General features: G+C 42.2%; 18 protein-coding genes and 1 tRNA gene. 5 read left to right on the forward strand and 14 right to left on the reverse strand.

Going from position 1 to position 25,227, the window contains the following annotated elements; all coding sequences use genetic code 11:
• Positions 1-11 precede the first annotated feature (11 nt).
• The 5 genes from R3D86_08665 to R3D86_08685 form a co-directional block, all read right to left on the reverse strand.
• Entirely contained in the window at positions 12-5,567 is a 5,556-nt protein-coding gene (locus tag R3D86_08665; protein MEZ5758279.1) for a DEAD/DEAH box helicase, read from the reverse strand.
• 21 nt (positions 5,568-5,588) lie between these two features.
• Positions 5,589-6,662, reverse strand: a complete 1,074-nt coding sequence (locus R3D86_08670) for a hypothetical protein (protein MEZ5758280.1) — start codon at positions 6,660-6,662, stop codon at positions 5,589-5,591.
• A complete protein-coding gene (locus tag R3D86_08675; protein MEZ5758281.1) occupies positions 6,659-9,535 on the reverse strand; it encodes a hypothetical protein in 2,877 nt (958 codons plus the stop codon). The genes R3D86_08670 and R3D86_08675 overlap by 4 nt, the downstream gene beginning before the upstream one ends.
• The gene (locus R3D86_08680) at positions 9,523-10,755 is read right to left on the reverse strand and encodes a DUF4338 domain-containing protein (protein MEZ5758282.1); all 1,233 of its coding nucleotides are present in this window, start codon (positions 10,753-10,755) and stop codon (positions 9,523-9,525) included. Before R3D86_08680 ends, R3D86_08675 begins: the two co-directional genes overlap by 13 nt.
• 496 nt (positions 10,756-11,251) lie before the next feature.
• Positions 11,252-11,339: transfer RNA gene (locus tag R3D86_08685), tRNA-Ser, on the reverse strand.
• 133 nt (positions 11,340-11,472) lie between these two features.
• Here R3D86_08685 and R3D86_08690 point away from each other — a divergent pair.
• Together R3D86_08690 and rpmF are read left to right on the forward strand one after the other, a co-directional pair.
• On the forward strand, positions 11,473-11,742 hold the full coding sequence (locus R3D86_08690; GenBank protein ID MEZ5758283.1) for a hypothetical protein: 270 nt from the start codon (positions 11,473-11,475) through the stop codon (positions 11,740-11,742).
• A gap of 136 nt (positions 11,743-11,878) precedes the next feature.
• Positions 11,879-12,064, forward strand: coding sequence for a 50S ribosomal protein L32 (gene rpmF / locus R3D86_08695; protein ID MEZ5758284.1), 186 nt, complete (start codon positions 11,879-11,881; stop codon positions 12,062-12,064).
• Between the two features lie 70 nt (positions 12,065-12,134).
• On the opposite strand, the gene lepA is transcribed toward rpmF, so the two are convergent.
• From lepA to rpmI, 6 genes are all read right to left on the reverse strand, one after another.
• Positions 12,135-13,931 carry a translation elongation factor 4 gene (gene lepA / locus R3D86_08700; protein ID MEZ5758285.1) on the reverse strand — a complete coding sequence of 599 codons (1,797 nt, stop codon included), beginning with the start codon at positions 13,929-13,931 and terminating at the stop codon, positions 12,135-12,137.
• A gap of 66 nt (positions 13,932-13,997) precedes the next feature.
• Complete coding sequence (locus tag R3D86_08705) at positions 13,998-14,984, reverse strand: methyltransferase domain-containing protein (GenBank protein MEZ5758286.1); 987 nt, start codon at positions 14,982-14,984, stop codon at positions 13,998-14,000.
• Positions 14,985-15,058: 74 nt separating this feature from the next.
• On the reverse strand, positions 15,059-17,449 hold the full coding sequence (gene pheT, locus R3D86_08710; GenBank protein ID MEZ5758287.1) for a phenylalanine--tRNA ligase subunit beta: 2,391 nt from the start codon (positions 17,447-17,449) through the stop codon (positions 15,059-15,061).
• Position 17,450: 1 nt separating this feature from the next.
• A complete protein-coding gene (gene pheS, locus R3D86_08715) occupies positions 17,451-18,542 on the reverse strand; it encodes a phenylalanine--tRNA ligase subunit alpha (protein MEZ5758288.1) in 1,092 nt (363 codons plus the stop codon).
• Positions 18,543-18,660: 118 nt separating this feature from the next.
• Positions 18,661-19,017 (reverse strand): 50S ribosomal protein L20, encoded by a 357-nt coding sequence (gene rplT / locus R3D86_08720; GenBank protein MEZ5758289.1) that lies wholly within the window; start codon positions 19,015-19,017, stop codon positions 18,661-18,663.
• Positions 19,018-19,029: 12 nt separating this feature from the next.
• Positions 19,030-19,227 (reverse strand): 50S ribosomal protein L35, encoded by a 198-nt coding sequence (gene rpmI, locus R3D86_08725; protein ID MEZ5758290.1) that lies wholly within the window; start codon positions 19,225-19,227, stop codon positions 19,030-19,032.
• Between the two features lie 245 nt (positions 19,228-19,472).
• Here rpmI and R3D86_08730 point away from each other — a divergent pair, with 245 nt between their 5' ends.
• Together R3D86_08730 and R3D86_08735 are read left to right on the forward strand one after the other, a co-directional pair.
• The gene (locus R3D86_08730) at positions 19,473-20,384 is read left to right on the forward strand and encodes a TraB/GumN family protein (GenBank protein ID MEZ5758291.1); all 912 of its coding nucleotides are present in this window, start codon (positions 19,473-19,475) and stop codon (positions 20,382-20,384) included.
• Positions 20,384-20,725 (forward strand): tRNA-binding protein, encoded by a 342-nt coding sequence (locus R3D86_08735; protein ID MEZ5758292.1) that lies wholly within the window; start codon positions 20,384-20,386, stop codon positions 20,723-20,725. Before R3D86_08730 ends, R3D86_08735 begins: the two co-directional genes overlap by 1 nt.
• Positions 20,726-20,984: 259 nt before the next feature.
• Here the strand turns inward: R3D86_08735 and infC are convergent, their stop codons facing one another.
• Both infC and thrS read right to left on the reverse strand, forming a co-directional pair.
• Entirely contained in the window at positions 20,985-21,506 is a 522-nt protein-coding gene (gene infC, locus R3D86_08740) for a translation initiation factor IF-3 (protein ID MEZ5758293.1), read from the reverse strand.
• 72 nt (positions 21,507-21,578) lie between these two features.
• Positions 21,579-23,513 (reverse strand): threonine--tRNA ligase, encoded by a 1,935-nt coding sequence (gene thrS, locus R3D86_08745; GenBank protein ID MEZ5758294.1) that lies wholly within the window; start codon positions 23,511-23,513, stop codon positions 21,579-21,581.
• Between the two features lie 161 nt (positions 23,514-23,674).
• Here thrS and R3D86_08750 point away from each other — a divergent pair, with 161 nt between their 5' ends.
• Positions 23,675-24,421, forward strand: coding sequence for an alpha/beta hydrolase (locus R3D86_08750; GenBank protein ID MEZ5758295.1), 747 nt, complete (start codon positions 23,675-23,677; stop codon positions 24,419-24,421).
• On the opposite strand, the gene R3D86_08755 is transcribed toward R3D86_08750, so the two are convergent.
• A complete protein-coding gene (locus R3D86_08755; GenBank protein MEZ5758296.1) occupies positions 24,404-25,225 on the reverse strand; it encodes an SDR family oxidoreductase in 822 nt (273 codons plus the stop codon). The two genes, R3D86_08750 and R3D86_08755, sit on opposite strands and share 18 nt — an antisense overlap.
• Positions 25,226-25,227 lie beyond the last annotated feature (2 nt).

Consider the following 25,227-nt stretch of genomic DNA (forward strand, 5'->3'; position numbering starts at 1 on the left):
TCTTTTCATCACTATATTCCATAATCTTTAATTTGCTGAAGAACTCTAAGACTAACTGAGGGAAGGTTAGCACGGACTTCAAGTTCATTTTCCACAATAACATGGTACTTAGAACTATTATCTCGCAAAATTGAAATCTCAGGATCAGCAGGGTGCCCGCTGGTAAGAGCACCAGATAAAGCGATAATAAATTGATTGCTACCAACTTTAGCAAGAACGGGAACTTCAATAGTATTACCTGAACCGTAGGTGACAGAAGCATTTTCTGAAAATGATATATTTCCCTCGCTACGGCGTTTAAGATCATTTAACAGTAAGTTGGTAGATGCCTTTATCCGTTTTGCGTTGAAAACGGGAGGTTTGCCTGAAATTAAATATTCTAGTAGTTCAACGCCAACGTGTCGGTCAAGAAGTCTGTGTTCGAGTTTATTTTTAAATGTTCTGAGGCACCTATAGCAAGAAGTATCACAGGCTTCCGGGCAGTTTTTTAAAATCAAAAGCGCATTTTGAAATAACTCAAGTTCTTTACCAACTAATTGACTGGCGAATCCAGCACCACCCGGAAGAGTATCGTAAAGAAAAATTTCGACTTCTTTACCTGATTTACCACGAATTGTTAGTGCTGGTCGGAATTCAGCCATTAATTCACTTGGTTCAATTTCAAGAATTTTACAAGCTGACTTTGCTAATGCTTCACTAATAGTCCTAAGCGCAACTTGACTAGAAAAATGAGTTGGGTGAATTTCAATTGGTTTTTCTACGCGCAACGAAAATAATCCAATATCGGTTATGAAATCAGTTCCAAGTACAATATGTCGTGTTGGCCCAATCCCTTCACAAATCGCATTATCATCTTTTTCTGGAAAAGGTTTTTGGTGAGGGCCACCTAGACTTGGTATTGGAGAAGAACTAGCTTCTATTCGCCCACATTTTACGCAATAGGTATAACCCTCTTCTTGTGGTCCTGTATTCGAAACTAGCAGATGTTCACGGGTACTTAAACCACGTATGCGATCATTAGCTTGGTGCCAACCCGCACTATCTCCAGGTGTACCCATTGTGAGTTTTGCACGGGTTGCATAACTAGTTTCAGGAATTTCATCTGGTGAAGTAACTTCTTCTTCATAAATAGGATGTGCAAATCCAGGAGGACGGACCCAATACTTTGCTGGTCCAAAACCATTACTTTCACTACATGCCGGGCAGTCCTCAACGTCCCCTTTGCTGACCTCATGTCTATCAAAAGTTTTTGCATAACCACATTCTGAGCATTCCATGTAAACTTTTCGGGTTTCCCAAGCTTTATGAAGATTTTCTTTTATTATGGAATAAATTGCGCCGGATGTGTAACACTTACCAGAAATCCAAACTTGGCGTCCAGGGGAATATTGTGATAGAGCAATGGGTAGTCCTTGGGATGGGCTAAATTTCATTATATGTCGGTAAGGGGTTGAGCGGTCTCGATCAAACACACTGAAAGTTGCAACATCGGTTGGAAAAGCATAGCGGGGCAGTTTTCCACAATAGAGTAACCGATCCAAAAGGTTACTTGGTTGAGAGGCTTGTTGTGGACGCTCTTCACCGACCTCTGGGGCTTCTTCATCACCGTCATCATTTTCCTCTTCATTTCCCTCGCTTACAATATCTAATGAAATTGCTTCTTCAATGGCTTCGGTACAGTCTTTTACAAATTCTCCTAGTAGAATGTCTTTATCCTCTATAGAAAGCTCGTTGGGCAACCATTTTTCAATGCGATTTCGGAGCTTTGTCTCGTTTTCATTTAACCAGTTAGTAAAATCATAATAGTTAAGTGCAGAATTAGATTGTCTAAATGCTGAAACACTCCCAAGAACAGAGAATAAATCATGGGGCTGGTTAGGATCAATTTCGGAAAGTCGATCTTGGTGGTAGTTCTGGAGTAAAAATGCACGTATATGACGGCGAGTAATCTCAGGATTGTTGAGAGTTAATTTTGGATCAACAACTTTTCCTCGAATCATTTCATCTGGGAAAGAGAAATAGTGTTCATCGTGACTGTCGGCACTTCCAAATGCAAGTACAGTCGCGACAGCATTTCCACGACGCCCAGCCCGACCAGCACGTTGCTGATAATTTGCACGACCTGGAGGCATGTTTCTCAAGGCTACACCGGAAAGTTCTCCTAGGTCTATACCAACCTCCATTGTTGTAGTGCTTGAAAGGATATCAATTGCTGTTGAGCGGGAATTAGCATGAGTACTATTGAGTTCAATATCTTGGAAAAGAAGTTCATGCTCTTCTGCCTTCGAAAAAACATCTTCGTCCTGCGGAGCATTTAGTTGAGCGGTATGTTCAGCGGCAATCACGGCCATGGGCTCGCGAGGGGGATCTTCAAGAGCTTCTATTACAGGCTTTCTATAAAAACCTTTTCGCGCGATAAAAACAGGATCAGTACACGGACTTAAGAGGCTAACATTTTCATGTCCACATTCTATGCAATTCTGGTAAAATTGAATTGGACGATGTACAGATCTGCATTTTGCGCAATAAACCCATTCTCCGTCAAATTGAAGAGAAAGTTCACTTCCATTTAGGTAGCGGTTTCCACCTTCTTTTGATGTTGTAAATTTTGTTAGGAGTTTGGGATGCCAATGATCCCAGAAAAATTTTCTTGCTTCTTTTTCAGGGAGTATAGCGTTTATTTGATCAAATTTAGTATTTGGGTTTCTTGATCTAATTCTGTAACCCTCGTTTGCTTTCCTGTCAATCCAAGTCCCAGGTGTATGAGTCAGTCCAAAACCTGTCCAACAACGAATCCAAAACCTAGCTAAAGAAAGCTTTGCTTCTTCACTTTCGGCAATTTGGGAAATGTTTGGTAAAGCCAAAATAATACTTTTATTTTCATCATTTTCTTTGAGATTAGCAAGAGCTAATGATTCCATACCGTAAAATTTATCTGAAAGATTTGTAAGTATGCTTCCCAGTAATGCCTCAGGGGGTTTTTTTGATCGAAGGGAAAAGAGTATCTTAATTAGCTGATTTGGATTTTTATATTCTCCACTATTTACGGCTTTTTCTACAATTTCTTCGGCATCAAAATTTTCGTGAGCATGGAGTTCAGGTCGTAATCTTACATTGAGTTCCTTTGATGCTATAAGTATACCCAAAAATAGGTCATCTAAATTTAAATAAGGTTGGATAGAGTTTTGATCAAGTAACCACTTGAATCCGCGAATAATAAGTGGACGCAGTGAGTCTCGCTCAGAATACATTTGGATATTAGGTGCTAGCCTAGCTGCAACTTGACGGGAGTCACTGAAGGCCAGTACCTTACGGCCGCGTAAGGGTGCAAATCTTGTAGCTTTCTGTGGACCAGGAGGCTGGATTTGGATTTGGCGGGTAATTAGAGCCTGAAAAGGTTGATCACCTTTCGTTTGATGATCTTGAACGTAACTTCTGCCGAACCTAGCCTGTTTGCCGCAAATTGCGCATGGCACAAACTTTCCTGGAGGCTCAGGACTTGTAACATTTTCTTCGTCATCATCATTAATATCAGACAATCGTGCTTGCCTGATATAGACGGTTCTTGTACGAGGCCCTATAGTATTAGGATTTATTTGTCCAGTCTCTAAATCGTAATCAGCAGGCTCAGCCGCATCTTCGTTAAGGGGATCTTCTAAAAGTAAATCAATTGGCTCAAGCAAACGGATTTCACCGCTAGCCATACGAATTTGTTCGCCAGGCTCAGACCAAAGGTTATTAGGTTCTTCAATGTCGTCTGTATAAGCACGTCCATATGCAGTCCCACAATTCCGACAAGTAAAGAGTTCAAGTACTCGTGAGCCACAACCGCATGTTTCTATTGGTTGAGAGTACATTTTTCCACAGACACCAGTTTGGCTTTTTTCTGGGACCTCACTGCAATTTGGATCCATGCATACCCAAAGTCCGGGCAATCCTCGGAAGAAATTATGGACTCGGCAAGGTAATAACCCTGGCACTCCAGGAGAACTTCGAGCTACGCTAGCTAGAGCCATTAGGGTAGTGACGGCTTTGTCCGCAAGTTCTTTAGGCACCTCTTTCTGAAAGATGAGTTCACCTAAATCAGCAATTGGAACCGCCTCTTGCATACTAACGTTTATAAGACGGCCCATAGGATCGAATTCTTCTAATGCTATAAAAAGCGCTTGTTCACTAATCCCAGAAATGGGGACTTTACGATATTTAAGAATCGGAGAGATAATTTTGAGACGATCTTCATTGGTTTCCGCTCCGTAGAATGCTTTTAAATCGATGGAAGATAAAGCATTAGCATCATTTAGAGTTCCCTTATCTTGCTTTTCTTTCAATGCAAGAGAGCCCTGAACTGGTACGAAGGATTGAGGCAGAGTACCAGAGAGTTGTGCGCCGAAATCTGCAGCGTATTCAGCATTATCAAAGCTTGCAGTTGCACAAATAACCTGCAAACGTTCCGTTGAAATTCCAATTCGATCTCGAAGTCTTCTAAGCAACAGACCAACTTCTGCTCCTGCTGCTCCTCTATAAAGATGTGCCTCATCAAGAACAACAAGAAATTTTTCATCTGGATTATTAGCTAACCAATTCTTTGTTTTATCAAAAATTGGTCGTTCAATAGGCCGCATCAACATATACTCAAGCATTGAGTAGTTAGTTACCAGGAGGTCGGGTGGGGATGTTTGAACCTCATGTCTAGTCAATAGTTCCGAGTCATCGGGTAAAGTTATCGCCCTGACGAACTCTCCTGTTAGAGAGTTTATCCACTCCGTTCCTTTCTGGCCAAACCATTCTTCAAGATCTGGTTTGGCAGGCCATTTTCCCCGTTTTTTCAATGCAGAGAGTAATTGGGTAGCTTTTAACTTATCTTCTGCATTGTCACTTTGAGTTCGGCGTAAAACATCTACATAGAAACTATCGAATGACTTTAGTCTGGCAGTGTCCTTCTTAGGACTCCTAACCCCAGCATATGGAGTTCTGCTCGTATATCGTGCAAAACGTGGAGGACGTCCACACCAAGCTTTAAATTTTTTGACTAGCCTCGGGTCACCAAGAATTCCCCTTAAGCGGCCTAACTGGTCGTTAACAAGTGCGTTCATTGGATACATTATTAGGGCACGCATAGCAGGTTGCTCAGCAAAGCAGGAAGGATTCTCCTTTGCCTCTTTTGCAAACTTTCCTAGTATTGGTAGAAGAAATGACTCGGTTTTTCCTGATCCTGTTCCGGTCATAATAACAAGATTATTTCCATCAATAAGACATTTTTTGAGAGATTCGGCCTGATGTTTATAAGGCGGGTTATAAATTAGCTTAGGCAGGTCACCATCAGGAATACTTAGTAGCTCAAGTAATTCAAGTGCTGCCTCTGGTAATCCAGAAATTGATTCAAATTTCTCTCCTGAATGATATTTTGGAGTAGATTCTAGATAAGGAATTCTGTGTATTACTCCGTCCCGATCCAGTAGAGATTGCCTTTGTGCAACCAGCGAGGGTGCGCTAATGTGGTAAGTTGCCTCTATATAGTCCTTCAGCGAAGTATGCAGGTTTTCAATTGTCTGTTTTAAAGTTTGCATAATATACTCCTCAAGTAGGGTTCAATTACTAGGTGACAGCCAAAGATTTTCTTGGAGAAATTCTTCTTCTTCATTTATTTCGTCATTTGGTACTTGGTACGCAAATAAACTATTTTCACCTTTACATTTATTTCCCAGTACCAATAGACGTCTTTCTGCCCATAGAGGGATAGGAGAAAAGAATTCAATTCGAAAAATTGAATTATCAATTTCAGTCTTTTTATAAATTTGGGGTTTATTTAGTTCTTTGTCGATTGCCATTTGCAAATGCCATGCAGCATCGCAACCTCGCCAGCGGAAGGCTCCATTAGGAAGGTCAAGTAGGCGTATTACATTGCCTTCTTCTAGCTCAACTAGGCACCAAAGAGGAGAACCAAACTCTTGTGGTCGTCTTGCTACAAATATACCTGACTGGATAATTGGGATTTTCCAACGGCCTCTATAATATGTTACTTTAGTTGAGGGGTCAATTATCTCAATCCCAGAAACAGGGCCACATTTGGGTTCTGCAGAAATACGTAGTAAAGACTTTGAAAGCAAATTGGACGAAGAAACTTTTTGTGGAGCTTTTAGCCAAGTTGAAGTTGTTAGTCGATTTAATCCCTCAGATAAAAGTTTATTTGCCAAGTCCTCGCCAAAATGCGGTTTGATCATTCTTGTAGTATAATAATATTCCAAGCGTTCAAAAATAGCCTTTGAAAGAAATTCATCCTGATCAGGAACTATTCCGGTCAGGAAAAAATTACCACTTTTTCTTTCTACAAAAGCTGGAGGTGCAGCGAATAAACAGGTTCTTTTCGAATCTGTATCTTTGGTAGTAACATCATTAAGGTCTAATAAATCTCCAGAAACTACTAGGTCATTAATGAGATCCTCAATTTGTCCTTTTAAGCTCTCAAAGTCGTTTACTATGTATCGAAGGCTTTCCCCTAATGTTGAACTCAGAAAAGTAGGCGAACAAGGGCACAAATAGCCGGCTAAGCGCCTAATCATGGATGCTAGAAAAACTTCGTCAATTTCAGTGCCAGATTTATTAATACCAAGAACCGAACGGCAATATTTTACAATCTCTTTGGATGTAATAACTGAAATCATGTATTCGCCCCAGGAATTAATAGTGGTCCGTGTTTTAATTTTGTACTCCTGGAAAGCACAGCAAGTCTAGCGCCGCGGATAAGTGTTTGTGAGGATTTTGCTTGTGTAATCAGGTTTACCAAATCATTTCGATATATCTTGGTTACTGATTGAGGACGGTTAGCTAAATCAAAAACAAATTTGCAGAGATTATCATTTGAAGAAATACCATACCGTTTTGCAAGTTCTGTAAACCAAATTCTCATTGCCCTATGTCCTTCATTAGCTAATGGAGCATCTCTAATAATAACGCTGGAAAAGCCACTCTTATGCTTGATAAGCGATTGTAATTTAGATAAAGTTGCTACCGCATCACTTGAATTAATAAGCTTGGCTTCTGTGCGTGCCCAATCCCAACCTGCAACTATCCCAATTAAACCGTGCATTAACATGTTCGTTACTTGCCTTTGCCTAGCGGTTGCAAGAAAACCCGCAATGCGAGCTAATTTCCAGTAACGCAGTATCAACAAAAGTTTGATAATCTTCTTAGGGTTATCAGATATATGACCATGGTTTGGATGCACGCCCAGCCCGTCTAATCCCTCTCCTGTTAGTCCTGTACTAACGACTACTGCATCAGTAAAATTTCCCACTTTCGCAATATAAAGGCCTCCTGGCGGTAGTATCCTTTGCGCAGTATGGGCTTGTTTTTTATTGATAGTTCTTACATTCATTGGTTTATCCATACTTATGAAATAAACCTTTGACTTGAATTCTGTTTGAACAGTCTCATCCACAAGGCGAATAAACAGGTTGTTTCCATCATGTCGAATAACCCAACGTACTGGGCGAACTTCATGCTCGAAGCGTAAAATGTGTTGGCCAAGATCAGCCCCATCAATTGTCAAACGTCCGGATGTGGCTTCCAAGTACCTCCATTCACAATTTTCTTTTCTAAGAAACTCGGAAAATTTTTTTTTCCAAATCTCTGGTTTTAATGGTAAGTTCAGAGGTGCACAAACTTGGCAGTTAAATATGTCTTCTTCACTCGAATTTTGGAGTGAAATATATGGAGTGATTTGGCGACTTGGGGGACCGTATACTGATAATTCAACCTCATTCTGCCAAAAAGTATCTAACATTGGGCTATAAGGGTCTGTAAATATAATGAGACCTGCATGCGATGTTGTTTCAGGCACCCAAGGCTGTGGCTCTCGAATTCGAAGTTCAAGGTGACCTTCATGCGGTTCAAGATTATCACAAAAACCTTTCAGTCCTTTTATTCGAATTGTCAATAAATGTTTCCCTACGGGTAATTCAGAGAGTTGTATAAATGTTGGTTTCCCTGGAATATTGGCAGGAATAGATTTGGATTCTTTTCCATTAAGAATGACTTCATAAAATTGAATTTTATGATCAGATATTATACTAAAGCAGGGTTTTTCCGTTGTTAGCCAATCACTACGTCCTTCTCCATCCCAATTGCGGCCTGGTAAACCCACAGGACTGACGCTAATAGTTTTTGCAACTTTCAGCTTCCAAGTCAGTAGTTGTTGGATATAATTATCTGAAACAGTGTCCGGAACTTTAAAGTAATAAGTAGTTATATTTAAACAGTTTATATTAGAAAGTTGCATTCCCGTTAATAAATTTTCTACTGGATACTTAGAAGCAAAAATGTACTCCATACCTGGACGAACAATTCGTCCAGATATTTCTCTAGCTATACCGTCTGCACCAATGCGGAAGAGCCAATTGGGTCCAGAACTAATACGGCATTCAGTGTTAAGTAAATGATCAATTATTCCATTATTTTTTTCAAATTTTATAATAGGCAGTTTTGGATCAGGCCATTCTTTAAGAACGGCGATACGACGGCCGGAGATTAACCAGCCTTGCGGCTTATTCCCATTACTCCCATTCAATTGACAGCGGGTCTTCTTCAAAAACTTGCTTAATTTTACATCAAGTGCTGCTATATCTTTGAAGCTAGGAATTTCAACTTGTAAGTCCCACCTACCACTTCCCTTATATTGTATCCTCAAGTCAGGTCTAATATCAGGCTTTACGTTATTGTTGCGAAGCTTATTTATTTTATCAACTGGTTGATTTTGCGTAAGTGGATTTCGGTGACTTAAACCCTTGAAATTTTTTGATACTACTCGACTTGCTTCATTGATCCAACTTTTCGCATTTCGGGTTTTCTCTAAATCACTAACAATCCTCTTTAGGGTTTCTGGCAGAAGTGGTTCTTCTCCTTTTATTTGGTCTTGATGTAATAGTGCGAGGACAATTCTACCCACTAGCTCTTCTTGTTGAAGAAACTGTTCCAGTCGTGTTGAAATGTTGTATGTATTTGAAGCAATTAGTCTTCCTATTGTTGATGCTTCGGTGGAATTCAATCTTGCAAGGCTGAACCTTAGTTCATATAAAACTCGGGCAAATTGTCGTTGAAGGAAACGTGGTAACACTGCATGAGTGATTGGCCATGAAATTATATTGAAATGTTGTGCCCAAGTTCCGGAGGGAAATACCCCATTATATAATTTATGAAATTTTGTAAACCAATTGGATACTCTATTGCGATACTTTGAATCCCAGGCAGGGGTGGTTTCTTCAAAAGAATGCCAATACTCATCCCCATTGTAATTATAACCTTTTTCTGCTGCATAGATAGTCCACAGAAGCCAGTGAGGAGAAAGTTTCTTCTTCTGGATAATTCTTTGTCTAAGATAGTTAGAAATTTCTTCAAGGTTGCTCTTTGATAGACCATGCTCTAATGCAAATAATGGAAGACCTGATTCCTTACGTTTTTCAGCAAGTAATTTAAAGTGATCCTTCATGCGTTCTTGCCAATTATCTAATGTGACATCTGGGGAGGTTATGTCTTCCATTTCAGATTTCCGGTATTATTGTTATTTTCTTTTTCGGTGTTCAAGTGACGAAATTGGTTTCCAAACAAATCAATTAAGTCCTTGTGAGTCCAATTTTGAAATTCTGGGAACCTAACTGCACGTGGTTGCATCCATCTTTTTACTCCAAGACTTGCTATTTCTTTTACGCTTAACAAGGATTCGATATTTGGCTTTTCATTCCCTGTTTTAAGAATTTTTAGAGCATTTGAAGCAAGGAAGCTGATAAATACTTGGCGCCGGATCCCATGCCGAAGCATATCTTCTTTAAATCCTAATTCTGATAATGCAGCTCTAGTTGTGCGTAAACGCCAATTTGGTCCCTGCCCAAATTGGTATTTGTCGGCATAACCATGATTAATATCTCGGAGAAAATCTCGGAGTTCTAGGAATAAACTATCAGGTATATGAAAGTGTCCCCATCCACCAGTGAATCCAATTGGTTCCATATACTGGAGACCTTCAAGTTTTAGACGATTATAAACTGACGATCTTCCCATGGAGGAAGAAGTTGTTACTGCTAATAAAGAAGCTTTCTTTTTTATACCCGAAATAAGTCCAGTTGAACTACCATAAGCTTTAGCGAAATCATCAAATATATCACGACTGCGTAGCAAGCATGCTATAAGTTTACCTCCTAACAATGCATTATATGGCGGAATGGCTCCTAGAACGTAGGCATCCATAATGTTTACAAGGCGTTCACTTCTATCTTGCGCGCTCCAACCAATTAAATTATCACGAACAGCAAGATTGAAAACGGGATCCCCAATAGCAATGATTCCCATAAGTTTGCCATTATTCTTGTCCCATACTAGGTATCTAAGGCGTCTACCAAAGCCATTTGAAACTGGAACTGACCAGGTTAAAGATGCCAATCTGAATAAATCGCCTTGCTCAGTGCCGGATGAAATAAGTTCGATAACCGGAGAAACTCTCTTAGGATTGACCTCATTTCCTTCGGCAAAGTACATTAAGAGCTTTTCAAACTTATCTAAAATGAATTCTCTGTTTTTCTTCAGTTTATCTTCACGCTGAACTCGGTGAACACTCCTAACTATTTCTTTGCTTTCCCCCTCAATTATTAACTCACCATTGTCTGATTTGGCGAACCCAATGTTTCTAAGGTGTCTACGAAGTTTTCTTTTTAGGTTAGCCTCACGAGATGTAACTTTGACAAATGTATTGAATGTTTTGACCACGATTTATATGCTCCCCCATTTTAATTGGATCCATCTTTATTAAAAACAATAATATTTTTTTCGGACCTAAAAATTTATACAATTTTGACATGTTTTAAGATAAATATAAAGCAATATTAACTGAAGTAATTATTTAGCAAATAACTATCACTAAGTTATTGTTTAATAAAATTATGATTAGAAGATTCCTAATATATGTAACTATGAACTGTAACTATTTTGACTTCAACAATTTAAGTAGATTGATAGAGTTTCTAATACGAAATTAAGAAGTGAAATGGGTGATGTTGTCAATTATTGAAATTAAGATTACAATGTGATGGGGATACAAAACAATTATTATGATTGATTGATTTCTGCATATTTTTTGGGTTAATTTACTATATGATTTATATTTCACATTAATTTATTTAGATTTAAACATAATAATATTTGTGGGTATATTTGTGGGTAATTGCTAATTAATTAGAAAAAATTATTTATTTTCAATAAATTATGGAGGAGAGGAAGGGATTCGAACCCTCGAGAGCTTGCGCTCAACACACTTTCCAGGCGTGCGCCTTAAACCACTCGGCCACCTCTCCTTAGCAGGCGCAATATAACGTTCTTTTACCAAGACGCAAGTAAAGAGATCAAATTGTTTTCTGTTTTTATGAAATCTGTCTATTAATCGCCTTAAAAGGGCGTTAGGCTCTATTCGGAATAGATGGAGTATAAATGATGTTGAGCCGCCTGCTCGCTTATATATTATTATCGCTGACAGTCATTATGCTTGGAGCGGAATTACTTAAGTTTCTGGTAGGCGGTGAGCAGGGTCTGATCAGTATTTCTCATGTGGTGAATTTTGTCAGCGCTTTGAATGGACCACATCTTGCTTCGGCCGATTCCCCGGATAGCTGGCAGACTATGCTGTCCCCGGTTCTGAAATTTCCGATTATTGTGGTCTTTGGGGTCATAACAATGCTTCTGTTTCTGGAAAACAGGTAAAGGGTTGACGATCCACTGTGATATAACGAGGTTTCGGCAACTATTACTTGACATTGGGCCCAACATTAACGATAACACACTGTTTTTGAGATTCAGGACCTGAAAAAATGGCCTAAAAAGAAGGTAGGATAAGAAAATGGCAGTTCCAAAAAGGAAAGTATCACCACATCGTCGTGGTAACCGTCGTTCGCATGACAGCTTGAGCGTTGACACATATGTTGAAGATCAGGAAAGCGGTGAGCTTCGCCGCCGCCATCATATTGACCTGAGCACAGGAAAATATCGTGGCCGTCAAATTCTTGAGCCAAATGACGAATATTAAGAATTAAGACTTATAGATAAAAAACCCGGCTGATTTAATCAGCCGGGTTTTTTTGTTTTAGAGGAAATGATTATTTGTCATCCCGCATTTTGAGGGCGGCAATAAAGGCTTCATGGGGGATTTCCACGTTTCCATAAAGGCGCATTTTCTTTTTGCCTTTTTTCTGCTTTTCGAGCAGCTTTCTTTTACGACTGATATCGCCACCATAACATTTTGCGGTTACATCCTTGCGCATGGCGCTTATGGTTTCGCGGGCTATAACCTTGCCGCCGATGGCGGCCTGGATCGGAATTTTAAATAGTGCCCGCGGGATCAGGTCTTTTAGCCGTTCGCAGAGTGCGCGACCACGATATTCGGCCTGACTGCGGTGGACCATCATACTAAGGGCGTCGACAGGTTCGTTGTTCACCAGGATTGACAATTTAACGAGATCCCCTTCACGGTACCCTTCCATTTGATAATCAAAACTGGCATAACCGCGGCTGATTGATTTTAATCTGTCATAAAAATCATAGACCACTTCATTCAGTGGAAGTCGGTAAACGACCATTGCCCGATTACCGGCATAGGTCAGATCAACCTGTTCGCCTCGTTTTTCCTGACATAATGTCAGTACGGCACCAAGGTGACTATCTGGAACAAGTATAGTTGCCTTGATCCATGGTTCTTCCATATGGTCTATATAAACCGGGTCCGGCATATCTGCAGGATTATGGATTTCTTTTATTTTCCCTTTGTTCAGAAAGATTTTATAAATAACACTGGGCGAAGTGGTGATGATATCAAGATCAAATTCACGCATCAGCCGTTCCTGGATAATCTCCAGATGCAACATTCCAAGAAAACCGCAGCGGAAACCGTAGCCAAGGGCGGTTGAGGTTTCAGGCTCAAATTGAAAACTGGCATCATTGAGCCTTAGTTTATGCATGCTTTCCCGCAGGAGTTCAAAATCGGCTGCATCGGCCGGGAACAGACCACAAAAAACAACGCTTTGCACCGGTTTAAACCCGGGAAGCATTTTGGCGGTTTCGTTTTTATACTCGGTTACCGTGTCCCCCACATGGGTTTGCGATACTTCCTTGATTGATGCTGTGAAAAAACCAACTTCACCTGGGCCGAGTTCATCAACGATTGTCGATTTTGGTTTAAATACGCCAACACGGTCAACAAGATGGTCGGTATCGGCCGCCATCATTTTAACGCGCATGCCTTTTTTAAGTTTGCCGTCAATAATCCTGACCAGAACCATTACGCCCAGATAGCTGTCATACCAGCTGTCAACCAGCAGGGCTTTCAGCGGCGCATTCGCATCCCCCTGGGGCGGTGGCAGCGTTTTAATAATGCTTTCCATAACGTCTTCAATGCCGACACCGGTTTTTGCCGAAACCAAAATGGCTTCAGAAGCATCAATACCGATCACATCCTCAATCTGGGCCCGGACCTGTTCTGGTTCAGCGGCGGGTAAGTCAATTTTATTCAGCACAGGGACAATTTCATGATTATGTTCAATGGCCTGATAGACGTTCGCAAGGGTTTGTGCCTCAACGCCCTGACTGGAATCAACGACAAGAATAGAGCCTTCGCAAGCATAAAGGCAGCGGCTCACTTCATAGGCAAAGTCAACATGGCCGGGTGTATCCATCAGGTTTATGATATAATCTTCGCCGTTTCTGGCTTTATATTCTAGGCGGACTGTCTGAGCTTTAATGGTGATGCCACGCTCGCGCTCAATATCCATGTTGTCGAGGACCTGTTCTTTCATTTCACGGTCGGTAAGTCCGCCGCAAAACTGTATCAGGCGGTCGGCAAGTGTCGACTTCCCATGATCAATATGGGCGACGATTGAAAAATTTCTGATATGGGCCAAGTCTGTCATGAAGGGGCTTTTACCATTCACCCAATCAACTTACAACAGATTCCGATAGGCTAATGATTATTTTATTTCTGCCGGTTTATAGGCAAGGAAGCGCCATGCCTTTACATGCCCGTCTTTCATGGTTTTTGAACGGAGCATCCAGAATTCAGCTTCTTTAATGAGGCGGTTTATGGTTTCCGACTGATCTTCCGGGTGTTTTGTCAATGATTCTATAACTTTATCAACGCCAACCCAGCTTTTTGCGATCATATCAATGTAAATATTTGTGATGTCTTCATTCACCCTAAGAATATAGCCACACTCGGTAAGAAGCTTTTCCATGGATTTGTGTGGTATCGGAAAGGGCTGTGTCGGTTCCTGACGAAGCCATTTCTGAACATCCTTGTTTTCCAAAGCCTCAGGACCGGAAAGGGTATAATCATTAATCAGGAACAGGCCGCTGTCCTTAAGTTTATTAAAGACGTTCTGAAGTAGTTTTGGTTTATCCTCAACTGTATAAAGGGCCTCTTTCGAATAGGCGCGGTCAAATGTTCGCTCGAAAGTCTCATCACTGGAAGGATTATAATGTTTAATTGGAGCTTTGGCTTCCAGTCCGGCCTTTTTTGAAAGTTCCATGCCTTTTTCAGCAAGATTTTCCGACTGTTCATATCCGGTAATCCAGGCGCCAAATTCTTCGGCAAGAACACGCGATGGTCCGCCCAGACCGGCACCAATTACCGCCACGCTCATTTTGGATGACATACCGAGCAGTTTTGACATGCTGGTCACATATTCCGGACCACCAGGCCCACAATAGCCCTCGCCCCAGATGAGCTGCGCTGTTTCTAGTCTTTTATCATCCCAGACCAGGGCTTCCGGTGCATCGCTGACAGGTTTTACTTGTTTTACCGGCTCAACTGATGCAACTTCTTCATCCTTTTCACCAGAGTTCAAACGCGCTCTGATATCATCCAGGTCGTAACCTTCCCACCAGGCCTTCAGACGCCATTTCATGGGGACTTTTACTGTATTTTCCTTACTTACCATACCGATTTCAGAATCCACTTACAGTTTATCCTGGATAAACTATAAGCAGATGATCTTTAAATATGGTTAATAAATTTCTATCCCGATAACAATTACCTTAGAGTTCCGCCGATTTTAGAGGACACAGTATCAATGACCTGTTTCGAGAATGTATCAATTTCCTCATCAGTCATCGTTTTATTAAACGGTTGCAGTTTGACATTTATGGCAATTGACTTTTTATCTTCATCAATACCGGCACCCTGATAGACATCAAAAATGCTGACATGATCGATCAGTTTTTTATTTACACTGCTGACAACTTTTATAAGACTTTCTGCAGGTAAATTCTTATCAACAACAAATGCAAAATCACGCTCAACTGCCTGAAAATCAGAAACTCTTAGAGGGCCTCTGCTATTTCCGGATTGCGAGCGAGGCAGCGGAATATTACCGATCATAATTTCAAACCCGGCCAATGGTCCTTTCACATCCATTTGCTTAAGGATAGATGGGTGGATTTCACCAAAATAAGCCATGATATTTTTTGGACCCAAGCGAATAACTCCGCTTCCTCCAGGATGATACCAGGATGGTGCCTCTGCCACAATCTGGGCATTTTCGGCATTGACCCCTAATGACGTCAGGATGGCAACGGCGTCTGCTTTTGCATCATACACATTTACATCTTCAGGTCGCTTTTGCCAGTGGCGGTCGTGTTTCTGTCCACGACGAACGCCAGCAACGACAAAATTCTGCCCGTCTGGTGTATCTGAAGCAAACTGATTGCCGGCCTCAAAAAGGGCGACATTTTTAAGACCACGATCATGGTTTCGTCCGGCGGCCATAATCAGGTTAGGAAGCAGATTAGGGCGCATGGCATTAAGCTCAGTGCTGACAGGATTATCCAGAATAAGTGGCTCAGACTGCCCATTAAATAAGGCAGCATAAGCACCTGGCATAAATGACCAGGTAACGGCCTCCCGAAGGCCAATTGACGCGGCACTGCGCTTGGCCAGTCGGATACGTTTCTGCACCGGATTTAGGCCGATAACAATTTCCCTGCTTGATGGGGGCAGTGGTTCAACGTTAATTTTATCATAACCGTGGATGCGCAGCACTTCTTCCACCAGATCGGGTTCCCGGTCAATATCACAGCGCCAGGATGGTGTCGTGACGTCAAGCGTTGCACCATTATCGACAACACCAAAACCAAGTCGTACCAGAATTTCAGCGATCTGTTCTTTACTGATATCCACACCACCAAGTTCACGTACTCGTTCTGGACGCATAGTAATGGTTTTGCTGATATCGGGCACCTCGCCGGCAAGATAAACATCGCTGGGCTCCCCGCCGCACATTTCCATAATCAGCCGGGTGGCCATCTCCACGCCATCCAGCACAGTCGCCGGGTCGACACCCCGCTCAAAACGGTATCTGGCATCACTGTCTATACCAAGCTTGCGGCCGGTCATCGCCGTGCGGATAGGGTCAAACCAGGCGCATTCCAAAAATACGTTGGTTGTTGTCTCGTATGTTCCGCTGTCGTTACCACCCATAACACCACCGATTGAATTTATGGCATTATCGTCTGAGATAACACAGACCTGGTCATCAAACTGATATTCCTTACCGTCGAGGGCCAACAGTTTTTCACCTGATTTGGACAGCCGTACTGTCAGATTTCCAGCAATATTGTCCGCGTCGAAAACATGCAGAGGCCTTCCATAATCATGGGTCATGAAGTTGGTTATATCAACAAGAGCGGATATTGGCTTCATTCCCAGGGATTTAAGGCGGCGTTGCATCCAGTCAGGGCTGGGACCGTTTTTAACCCCGCGAATATAGCGTCCGGCAAAAACAGGGCAGGCATCAGGGCTTTCAATATTAACTTTAATAGGGCTTTCAAAATTACCCGGTACTTTTGAAATATCTGGCTTTTTTAAAGTGCCAAGACCAGCAGCTGCCAGATCGCGGGCAATTCCATATACGCCAAGTGCATCCTGATGATTTGGTGTGATGGCAATTTCAATGACCGGATCATTCAATCCGGCATATTCAGCGAAACTTTTACCGACCGGGGCGTCAGCGGGAAGGTCAATAATTCCATCATGATCTTCACCAAGGCCAAGTTCGCGCTCGGAACACATCATGCCATTGCTTTCCACACCACGAATGACAGATGCTTTTAATTTAAGCCCATTACTGGGGATAACGCTGCCACTAGGGGCAAATGCACCGATCAGTCCGGTTCGCGCATTAGGGGCGCCGCAAACAACCTGTACTGTTTCACTTCCGTTATTAACGGTGCAGACCCTTAATTTATCGGCATTGGGATGTTGTTCCGCCTTTTCAATGCGGGCAACGACAAAAGGTTTTAAGTCAACTGTCGGGTCACTGATCCCTTCAACCTCAAGTCCAATAGAGGTCAGGGTTTTTGAAATGGTATCAAGGTTGGCATCAGTATCAAGATATGTTTTAAGCCAGGATAATGTAAATTTCATGTTATTTACCCCCCTTCACGTTTGATGTTCTTGTACTGAGTGACGGGATATCAAGTGCCTGAAAACCGTAATGCTTGAGCCAGCGTAAATCAGCGGCAAAGAAATCACGTAAGTCTGGAATGCCCCATTTAAGCATGGCAATGCGGTCAAGGCCGAGGCCAAATGCAAAGCCCTGATATTCTTTTGGATCAAGATTTACATTTTCCAGGACTCGCTCATTGACCATACCGCATCCCATAATTTCAAGCCAGTCATCACCCTCTCCGATCAGCACCTCACCGTCTTTGAAGGCGCAGCCGATATCAACTTCTGCCGAGGGTTCCGTGAATGGAAAATAACTTGGGCGAAAACGAATTTTCACATTATCAATTTCAAAGAATTTCCGCGCAAATTCCTCAATACACCATTTAAGGTGTCCCATATGAATATTTTTATCAATGACCAGTGCTTCCACCTGGTGAAACATCGGGGTATGGGTAGCGTCACTGTCGTTTCTGTATGTCCGTCCTGGGGCAATGATCCGGTAAGGTGGCTCGCCGGATAGCATGGTACGAATTTGTACAGGGGATGTATGGGTTCTGAGAACCTTGCGGTTGCCATCCTCGTCTGCTGGAAAATAAAAGGTATCATGCATCTGCCGTGCCGGATGTTCTTCCGGGATATTAAGGGCAGTGAAGTTATAGAAATCCTCTTCTATTTCCGGTCCTTCTGCAACACTGAACCCCATTTCCGTAAAAATTTCGGTGACTTCGTCCATGACCTGGCTGATTGGGTGGATGCTTCCACTATCCATTGAAACGGCGGAAAGGCTGATATCTACACTTTCAGACTGAAGTTTCCGGTTAAGGACCTCTTCCTCCAGAGTGTTTTTGCGGGCAGATATTGCATCATTTAAATTATTTTTCAGTTGATTTAATTTGGGCCCAAATTCCTTTTTTTCTTCCGGGTTCATTTTGCCAAGTTCACGCATCAGCAGACTGACACGTCCTTTCTTGCCAAGCTCGGCAATACGGATATTTTCAACCTTGTCCAGATTGTCTGCCGCCAGTAAATTTGCGGTAATTTCACTTTCCAGTGTTTGGAGGTCTTGCATTATTTTTTACCCAAAATTTTTAAATCAATTAATTATAAAACCGAACATAAAGAAAAAGGAGCCTACTGCCAAGCGGCAGGCTCCTCAAACTTGAATTTTGAACTCTTTGAAGGGCTTTTTAGGCGATTGCGGCTTTTGCTTGTTCTGCAATGGCTTTAAAAGCTTCAGGTTCACGAACGGCTAAATCAGCCAGAACTTTGCGGTCAAGTTCGATGCCTGCAACTTTAAGGCCGTTCATAAATCGTGAATAGGTAAGTCCTTCTAGACGCGCACCTGCGTTAATACGCTGAATCCACAAAGCGCGGAATTGACGCTTACGGACTTTACGGTCACGGTAAGCATACTGGCCTGCTTTTTCAACAGCCTGCATCGCTACGCGAATAGTGGATTTACGACGACCGCGGTAACCTTTTGCGGCATTAAGAACTTTTTTGTGACGGGCTTTTGCAGTTACGCCCCGTTTTACATGTGCCATTTTATTGCTCCATTAACCGTAAGGCATATATTTCTTAACAATCCGGGCATCCTGATCACTCAGAATTGTTGTGCCGCGTTGATTGCGAATTTGTTTGTTTGTGCGTTTGATCATGCCGTGCTGTTTCCCGGTCTGTGATGAACGCACCTTGCCAGAGGCGGTGAGTTTGAAGCGTTTTTTGGCGCCACTTTTTGTTTTCAATTTGGGCATTTAGCTTTCCTTCTGTTAAATAAGTCAGCCTTGGCTGACAAGCTTTTCGAATGGATAGGCATGCCCTACCAAGCCGTACCATTCAACGAAGGTCGGTGTATAGCCCGCTTTTATTGGGATTGCAAGAGGATTTAATAACTAATGCCTGTTCCTGCGGGTTAATCTATTTTTTACATAAAGTTGACATATTTTATATTAACCCTATCAATAAATGCCAACGATAAGAAAACAGAAAAGAATCATTGATGATGAAATCCATATACCAGTTATTTACGTACAGGCTCATGCCTGTGTTGGCTGCGTTACTGATCGTAATGCCGCAAATTTCCACGGCGCAGGAAGAGCTCAATGCCCATCCGGCCATTTGGATGATTGAACGGGATAAATCAAAAGTTTATTTTTTAGGCTCAATTCACCTGCTTCCCAAAAATGTGAAATGGTATGGCGGAAAAGTCAAAGAGATATTCGGCGATGCGCGTGAGGTAGTCTTTGAGGTTCACATGACACCTGACAAAGAAGCCCAAGCGCAACAGATAACAATTGAAAATGGTCTGCTTCCTGCAGGGGATGAGCTAAGAAACTATCTGGAGCCTGAAGAATACCAGTATTTGAGTGAACAGGCCGTGGCTGTCGGAATACCAGCTGTTAATCTTACTAGGTTCAAACCCTGGTTCGCATCTATTGCTCTTTCAATAAATGTCATTAAAAAGCAGGGATGGGACCCGGACTCCGGTGTCGATAAATTTATTGAGGGGTTGGCCATGCAGGAAAACAAAACGATTTCTGAGCTTGAAACTTTGCAAGATCAAATGGCCACCCTTTATGATCATCCGTTATCCATACAGGCAGAAATGCTGGTGGATACACTTGACCAAATAAAGGATATTCAAAAAATTACCATGGAAATGGTGGATACATGGGCAAATGGGGATGAGAAGGGGATGGAGGAATCCTTGATCAAGCCAATGCAGGAACAGAAAGAAATATACCAGCAGCTCGTTGTTGAACGCAATAAAAGGTGGCTTCCTGTAATAGCCGGGCTACTGATGAAGGAACAAAACACACTGGTTGTTGCCGGAGTAGCCCATTTTATTGGCGATGACGGGGTTATTAAAATGCTAAGGCAACAGGGTTATAAAGTTAAAAGGATAGAGTAATGTCAGATAAAATAAGCTGGGAAGATTTTCAGAAAGTTGAGCTCAGAATAGGGACGGTGGTTAATGCTGAGGAATTTCCGGAAGCAAGAAGACCGGCTTATAAAGTCTGGGTGGACTTCGGGGGTGAGATTGGAATTAAAAAATCTAGCGCGCAGATCACTGTGCATTATAAACCTGAAGAGCTTATTGGAAAACAGATTGTGGCGGTTGTGAATTTTCCGGTAAAACAGATCGGACCTATTCAGTCAGAATTTCTTCTGACGGGCTTTTATGATGAAAATGGGGCAGTGGTTATAGCCCAGCCTGAAAGACCGGTTCCAAACGGGTCGCGACTGGTTTGAAAAAACCCGCCGAGTGTCTCCACTTACGGCGGGCTCCTTTCGCATCCACACTATTAAGTTCAGCTGACCCTTTACAGTGCGGAATGTCGTGCCACCAATGGGCGCACGTTCGTCTATATGCTATCATAAATCAAACATAAAAACAAAAATGATGTGACTTCAATGAGTTGGAAATGGTCAATTTTCTGCGACTCGAAATGATAAAAAAAGCAGCCCGATTTCGAGCTGCTCTAATGTATATAGTATCTTAATTTTATGGTTATTTTGGCGCGATAATCATGATCATCTGCCGCCCTTCCATTTTCGGCATCTGTTCAATTTTTGTAACGGCGGCAAATTGGTCTTTCACGCGGTTTAAAACCTCCATACCGAGTTCCTGATGGGCCATTTCGCGCCCACGGTATCTGAGCGTCACCTTAACCTTGTCACCGGCATTCAGAAATTTGTCGATTGAGCGCATTTTCACGTCATAATCATGTTTCTCAATACCCGGACGCAGCTTAATTTCCTTAACATCAACCGTTTTTTGCTTCTTCTTGGCAATGCTGGCTTTTTTCTGCGCTTCGTATTTATATTTTCCATAATCGAGAATTTTACAAACAGGGGGATTAGCATTTGGTGATATTTCAACGAGGTCAAGACCAGCTGCTTTTGCCATTTTCATGGCTTTATCAGTTGCGACAGCACCATGGTTTTCACCATTTTCGTCAATAAGTCTTACTTCATCCTCGATGATATCATCATTGACCCTGGGTCCTTTCTTAGACGACGGGCCTTGCATTGGTCGCTTAGTTATTTAATTTCTCCATTATGTTGTTAGCGTACAGTTTATGTATAACCCAATAAACTTAATTTATTGTTTATCCGGGGCAATAGACTCGGTGACAAGTTTATTAATTGCGTCACTTAAATCAAGGGTTTCCTGATTATTTGAGCCAAGTCTTCTTACAGTAATTGTGTTATTTTCTGCCTCCCGGCCACCTGCAACGAATATTGCCGGTATTTTGGCGTGGGAATGTTCGCGGATTTTATAATTTATTTTCTCATTACGCAAATCAATTTCCGCTCTCAGGCCAGCGGCTTTCAATTTTTTGTAAACAGCCTGCACATAGTCGTCCTGTTCGGTGGTAATCCCTGCCACGACCACCTGTGTCGGGGCAAGCCACATTGGAAAACGACCGGCATGGTTTTCTATTAGTATTCCGATAAACCGCTCAAACGAACCAAGTATGGCCCGGTGAAGCATAACGGGACGATGTTTGGCATTATCGGCGCCAATATAATTTGCATCGAGTCTTTCTGGCAAAACAAAGTCTACCTGCAAAGTTCCACATTGCCAGTCACGGCCAATGGCATCGGTCAGCACAAATTCAAGTTTTGGGCCGTAAAAAGCACCTTCGCCGGGGTTATGAGTATAGTCAAGTCCCACTTGCTCAACGGCGTCTATCAGGCACTTTTCTGCTTCGTCCCAGACGGCATCAGTGCCAGCCCGCATTGCTGGCCGATCCGAGAATTTGACTTTAACTTCTTCAAAGCCGAAATCTTTATACACTTCGAGAAGCATTTTGCAGAAAATTTCAGTTTCTTCTGTGATTTTTTCTTTTTCACAAAAAATATGGGCATCATCCTGTACGAAGGAGCGAACCCGCATCAGTCCATGCAATGCACCGGATGGTTCATAGCGGTGACAACTACCAAATTCTGCCAAACGCAATGGCAGGTCACGATAGCTGACAATGCCCTGATTGAAAACCTGTACATGGCAGGGACAATTCATGGGTTTCAGGGCAAAGATGCGTTCTTCTGATTCAGTTGTGTACATATGCTCGCGGAATTTTTCCCAATGTCCGCTTTGTTCCCAAAGCTTTCGGTCAACTAGCTTCGGGGTATTGATTTCACGGTACCCATACTCAATCTGTTTGCGGCGCATATAGGCTTCTATCTGGGTATAAATGGTCCAGCCATTTGGATGCCAGAATGGCATGCCTGCGGCTTCTTCCTGAAAATGAAACAGGCCCAGTTCGCGGCCCAGTTTTCTGTGGTCACGTTTTTCTGCTTCTTCAATTCGGGTAAGATATGCATTTAATTCCTTTTTATTACGCCAGGCGGTGCCGTAAATACGTTGAAGCATTTCATTGTTGCTGTCGCCACGCCAATAGGCGCCTGCCACATTCATCAGTTTGAAAGTGTCATTACCAAGATATTTTGTTGAGGGCAGATGCGGGCCACGGCAAAGATCGATAAAATCGCCTTGTCTATAGAGAGTAATCGGTTCATCAGACGGAATGCTGGCAATAATTTCCGCTTTATAGTCTTCGCCCATATCACGGAAAAATTTAACGGCTTCATCACGCGGCATTTCCGTACGGATAATTTCCTCGTCACGCTCGACAATTTCTTTCATGCGCTGTTCAATGCGTTCCAGATCTTCCGGGGTAAAGGGCTTATCCCGCGCAAAGTCGTAATAAAAACCATTTTCGATAGCCGGGCCGATTGTGACCTGAGTATCCGGCCATATTTCCTTGACGGCCTCCGCAAGGATATGGGCGGCATCATGACGCAAAATTTCCAACGCTTCATCATCACGATTTGTAATGATTGATACATCTGAATCTTTTTCAATTTCACGGGACAGATCCCATTGCTCGCCATTAACGACAATCACTAACGCCGCCTTGGCAAGGCCTGGGCCAATATCGTTGGCAAGCGTCATACCAGTCACCGGTCCATTATATTCACGGACGCTGCCATCAGGCAGGGTTAGGGCGACTTTATTTTTGCTACTCATCAGGATCTCGTTATTAATCTTTAGTTATCTGGTTATTATGGTTGGAATTTATATCCTTTAAGTTTCAAGTCAAGTGAACAAACCTTAAAATTACGTATTTCTTGGCCTTAATCGGCATTATTATGTTATCAGACAAAAAATAAACGGCATCGGATGATAAAATGAGTGGAAATCCAACTTTTTTGATTGGACCTGAGAAAAGAAAAATAGCCTACCGCAAACGGAATGGGGGAAGCCCAACGGTTGTGTTCTGTGGTGGTTATATGTCTGATATGGAAGGCACAAAAGCCTTATTTCTGGAAGAAAGCTGTAAAGAACTTGGGTTAAGTTACGTCAGATTTGATTATTCCGGTCATGGTAGCTCGTCTGAAAAATTTGAAGACGGAACCATTGGCAAATGGCGGGATGATGCATTATCAGTCATTGATCAGGTTACGAAAGGTTCCTTAATTATCGTTGGCTCAAGCATGGGGGGATGGATTGGACTGTTGGTTTCACTTGCACGAAAGGAACGTATAAAAGCTTTCATTGGTATTGCATCAGCCCCGGATTTTACAAGAGAACTGATGTGGGATTGTTATTCTGACACTATAAAAGAAACCTTAAATAGAGACGGTATTTATCTTGAGCCTTCCGAATATAGTGACGAGCCCTATAAAGTATCATATGCCCTTATTCAGGAAGGGGATAAGCATCTTCTGTTGGATAAGCCAATTGAACTTGACTGTCCGGTACGCTTATTTCATGGTTTTAAGGATAATGACGTACCCTATGACTATTCGATGCGAATTGCCGAAAAACTAAAAAGTGATGATGTCACTATCAATTTCAGTAAGTCAGGGGACCACAGACTTTCTACGCCCGCTGATTTAAACCGATTGAAACAGGCATTAACTGAGTTTTGCTAATATATCACGGTAGCCTTCCCTGAAACTTGGGAATTTTGGCCGCCAATCCAGGGCGTTTTTTACATATTCATTTTTAATGCGTTTATTATCTCTATAAAAACTTCTTAATGCGGGGCTGATATCGGAATTTTCAAATAATTCACCTTCTATCGCGGGCAAGTGTAATTCCTGGCATATGAAATCAAGTATATCCGCCGTTGCGGCAGGGCAATCATCAGCAATATTATAAATTTCCTTTAGTGCGGGTTGGTCCATGGACTTAATAAGGGCGGAACATATATCATCCACATGAACCCGTGAAAAAACATGGCCGGGTTTAATTATTTTTCTGGCAGTGCCGTTTCTGACAGCTTCAATCTGGTTACGGTCGCGACCATATATGCCGGCAAGTCTGAAAATATGGACAGGAAGGTCAAGTGAAAGCCACATTTTTTCGGCTTCAAGTCGGCTTTTCCCGCGCGGCCCGGTGGGGTGGAGTGGGGTTTGTTCATCGACCCATTCGCCATGATAATCACCATAGACGCTGGTAGCGGATAAATATCCGATCCATTTCAAATTTGGCATGGTTTCTATATTTCTTTTGTGATGAAACAAAACGGGGTCAGAAACATTCTTGTCAGGTGGAATAGAAATCAGAAGATGCGTTACATGTTCCAGTATCTTGTCTGCATTTTGAAGTGGTTCATTCGTAATGAACTTATTTTCACCGGATCTTTGGCTGCCTGAATATTGCCATTTTGCTGGTGATAAACTACGGATCAGGTGATTTGCCGTATAGCCAAGTCCAAAGCAGAATAAGTTCATTT

It is taken from the genome of Emcibacteraceae bacterium, assembly GCA_041396985.1.
GTDB lineage: Bacteria > Pseudomonadota > Alphaproteobacteria > Sphingomonadales > Emcibacteraceae > Pseudemcibacter.

What these genes read in the sequence shown, in the direction of transcription:
- R3D86_08665 (MEZ5758279.1), bottom strand. Translation starts at nt 5,567, where the DNA reads ATGCAAACTTTAAAACAGACAATTGAAAACCTGCATACTTCGCTGAAG.
- R3D86_08670 (MEZ5758280.1), bottom strand. Translation starts at nt 6,662, where the DNA reads ATGATTTCAGTTATTACATCCAAAGAGATTGTAAAATATTGCCGTTCG.
- R3D86_08675 (MEZ5758281.1), bottom strand. Translation starts at nt 9,535, where the DNA reads ATGGAAGACATAACCTCCCCAGATGTCACATTAGATAATTGGCAAGAA.
- R3D86_08690 (MEZ5758283.1), top strand. Translation starts at nt 11,473, where the DNA reads ATGATGTTGAGCCGCCTGCTCGCTTATATATTATTATCGCTGACAGTC.
- rpmF (MEZ5758284.1), top strand. Translation starts at nt 11,879, where the DNA reads ATGGCAGTTCCAAAAAGGAAAGTATCACCACATCGTCGTGGTAACCGT.
- pheT (MEZ5758287.1), bottom strand. Translation starts at nt 17,449, where the DNA reads ATGAAATTTACATTATCCTGGCTTAAAACATATCTTGATACTGATGCC.
- pheS (MEZ5758288.1), bottom strand. Translation starts at nt 18,542, where the DNA reads ATGCAAGACCTCCAAACACTGGAAAGTGAAATTACCGCAAATTTACTG.
- rplT (MEZ5758289.1), bottom strand. Translation starts at nt 19,017, where the DNA reads ATGGCACATGTAAAACGGGGCGTAACTGCAAAAGCCCGTCACAAAAAA.
- rpmI (MEZ5758290.1), bottom strand. Translation starts at nt 19,227, where the DNA reads ATGCCCAAATTGAAAACAAAAAGTGGCGCCAAAAAACGCTTCAAACTC.
- R3D86_08730 (MEZ5758291.1), top strand. Translation starts at nt 19,473, where the DNA reads ATGATGAAATCCATATACCAGTTATTTACGTACAGGCTCATGCCTGTG.
- R3D86_08735 (MEZ5758292.1), top strand. Translation starts at nt 20,384, where the DNA reads ATGTCAGATAAAATAAGCTGGGAAGATTTTCAGAAAGTTGAGCTCAGA.
- infC (MEZ5758293.1), bottom strand. Translation starts at nt 21,506, where the DNA reads ATGCAAGGCCCGTCGTCTAAGAAAGGACCCAGGGTCAATGATGATATC.
- thrS (MEZ5758294.1), bottom strand. Translation starts at nt 23,513, where the DNA reads ATGAGTAGCAAAAATAAAGTCGCCCTAACCCTGCCTGATGGCAGCGTC.
- R3D86_08750 (MEZ5758295.1), top strand. Translation starts at nt 23,675, where the DNA reads ATGAGTGGAAATCCAACTTTTTTGATTGGACCTGAGAAAAGAAAAATA.
- R3D86_08755 (MEZ5758296.1), bottom strand. Translation starts at nt 25,225, where the DNA reads ATGAACTTATTCTGCTTTGGACTTGGCTATACGGCAAATCACCTGATC.